General features: G+C 56.7%; 3 protein-coding genes. 1 reads left to right on the plus strand and 2 read right to left on the minus strand.

Features of this window, described 5'->3' with window-relative positions; genetic code table 11:
- Positions 1 to 526: hypothetical protein (locus tag IQ256_RS28870; RefSeq protein WP_193859126.1), on the plus strand; the 526-nt coding region annotated here is incomplete at its 5' end.
- A 233-nt stretch (positions 527 to 759) separates the two neighbouring features.
- Here IQ256_RS28870 and IQ256_RS28875 read toward each other — a convergent pair.
- Together IQ256_RS28875 and IQ256_RS28880 are read right to left on the minus strand one after the other, a co-directional pair.
- On the minus strand, positions 760 to 1,503 hold the full coding sequence (locus IQ256_RS28875; protein WP_193859127.1) for a hypothetical protein: 744 nt from the start codon (positions 1,501 to 1,503) through the stop codon (positions 760 to 762).
- 281 nt (positions 1,504 to 1,784) lie between these two features.
- A partial coding sequence (locus tag IQ256_RS28880; RefSeq protein ID WP_228025392.1) for a thermonuclease family protein occupies positions 1,785 to 2,511 on the minus strand: 727 nt, incomplete at its 5' end.

The raw sequence follows: 2,511 nt of genomic DNA on the forward strand, positions 1-2,511 counted from the left end.
GCCCGTAGGAGAGATCGCAAAGCAACTTCCAAAGAAATTGGCCGCCGCTAACAAGGTTATGATTGGCGGGTTCTCAATAGAAACAATCCAACAGAAGGCGAGGGCTGCCGGGAACGAGCAACTCGCCAACCAATTAGGTAGTCTGTCGCTTGAATCAATCAGGCTTCTTGTGGAGATTGGCCGCTCGGAACTCATCGTAGTTGGTGAAGGCCCCTCATCCCCTGAAAGCCCGTTGACCTTTAGCATGAACACAAAGGAACTTGAGGCAGTTAAGGAACTAGCCGAGAACGGCTTGGTGGAATACCACGAAGACATCAATCGATTTCTCGAATGGCTCAATTCTGGTTTGTTTCGCCAGGTTCATCAAATCGGCCCTGAGGAGCGCGAGGTCTTCGGTCCGACACGGAAGCTTTCGGACGAAGAGTTGAAAAGGTTGTATGATCAACACTTCAAACTAAGCAGCGCTGGAGCGCAAGCTTGGGAGGCCATTGTGAGCGTAGTCATTGATCAACTGAAGACCTCGTAGCAGCCACCAGATCCCACAGCAGCGCCGCGCCGGGCACCCGGCCCAGATCCCTCCGCAGATAGCGTTGCTGGGCATCCGGGGCCAAGCCCCTCTCTCCCGCGTCCATCACAAGCCCGGCGGCGGTGCGGCTTTGGATAGGCCGCCGCCAGGCGTCCCTTCGCGCGCTTGGAGAGCGCCAGCTATTGGTTGATTTTGAGAGGCAGGGATATGTGATCTTAGTTCGAGGATTAGCTCTACAGTGTAGCAATAAATTTCTCGATTTGGTCGGCAACGTCGTTAGCGTCGCGTTCGTGGTTACGAAACCTCTTCGATAAATTCCCGAGGTCCGCTCTGGTGAGGTTGCCGCGCTCTTGGCGCCCCAGCATGTGATCCACCACCGACATCATGTTTGTATAGACCGAGCTTTCGTTCACGACTCTCAGTATCAGCGCTGTGGGCAGTACACCAATCTTACCAATGTGCGATTCGAAGATCGGGCTCTTGGGCTGGCCCAGCAGGTACTTCAGGACACTACGAGCGTTAGCATTAAAATCCGCGTCAGTGCCATCGAGCTCTTCCAAAATACTGTTGGAAGCTGCTTCCCAAACAAAGGCTTTCACACGAAACTCGCTAGCAAAAGCGGTGGCAACTGCGACGGCTTCGTTCACACGAGCCGCTTCTTGCCGAGTTCGCTCTGCAGTCATTTGGGCAGCCAACCGTCTATCCGCTGCGTCGATCTGAGCGCGCAAGCTCCTGTCTGCTGCATCGATCTGCACCGTCAGGCGTCGGTTAGCGGCGCGCACCTGATGCCATACACCCCCATAGGCAAGTCCTGCCGCAGCGATGATCAAAAGTCCTGTCATCAAAGTCTGCCAGTCTTTCAGGTCGCTCCAGGCGAAGCCCAGTTCGGTGATCGCCGGCACAATGCCCAAAGCAGCCAGGGTCAGCCCCACTCCAAGGACGACGAAAAGCCCTGCCATCGGAAGTTGGTTTCGCATGGCAGCTACTCTGCCCTGAGTTACAGGCTCTCACAAGACACCATCGACACGCCCGCAACCACGCTGGGCAGCGTCAAGCACGGCGCGGCGAAGATCGATCGATTGAGAGGCAAGACGAAGCAGGGGCCCAAGCGCCAGAAACCCAACGCCGGGTTCCCCAAGCCTCACGAGGGCTACAAGCATCGCTGGGCCAAGCGGCCGATGTCGAAGAGGAGGGAGGAAGCATGACAGTCTGCAGCGTCCTATCGACACGTCAACCCCGGGCCCGTGCGTCGAGTTCCTTACTTGCTTTGCGTGTTTGCGTTGTGTGGAGCAAAGTTCCTCAAGGCTTCTTGCGCTGCCTCTATGTGTTGGGTGGCAGATTTGGCCGAATCCCTCAGATGGCTCGGACCATGTCGACCAGACGAAAATGGCTGTCGGGCAGCAGCAAAGTAAAGGCTGCGAAAGTAGTCGAAGCTGGCATGTGCGCCTACCAGTTTCACGGCGATCTCTGGTTCGAAGAGTGTGAGTCGGGATCTGTTCGCCTCGAAGAGCTCCATACGGAATGCCTCGGGTTCGTTCTCTTCTTTGGACGAAGCCAAGAGGCTAACACCAGGAACTTCAGATACTTTTGTTACCATGACCTGAATCGACCTTCGTGCTATGTCGAATTCAAGGCCAAGGGCCGCGGCCAGCGAGGTGGCTTCCCGCTGTCGTGCTTGTTCGTGAAGCTTTTGGTTGCGCCGGTAGTTGAAGCCGGCGGCCAACCAAAAGCCGAAGACCGCGCCGGCGATTGTGAGGCTGGTTTTGGTCAGCTCGAACCACCAAGAGTCCCACCAGCGAACAGGCGCCACCTTCCAAAGCCCCAATCCTTCTCTGCGTGCGGATGCCTCGGAGGTACCGTACCTAGCGATAACGGCCGGCTCGGCATCACTGCTATGGAGCGTCCGCCGCGCGACTCTTGCCCAGCCCGCCTTTATCACTGCCTCTCCAATATCAACGCCACTCGAGGTGCACAATGCGTAGGGC

Origin of the sequence: cf. Phormidesmis sp. LEGE 11477, from assembly GCF_015207105.1 — a bacterium.
Taxonomy (GTDB): domain Bacteria; phylum Cyanobacteriota; class Cyanobacteriia; order Phormidesmidales; family Phormidesmidaceae; genus Phormidesmis.

Bases quoted from the DNA above. Each gene is read 5' to 3' on its own strand.
- IQ256_RS28875 (WP_193859127.1), bottom strand. From the start codon at position 1,503: ATGCGAAACCAACTTCCGATGGCAGGGCTTTTCGTCGTCCTTGGAGTG.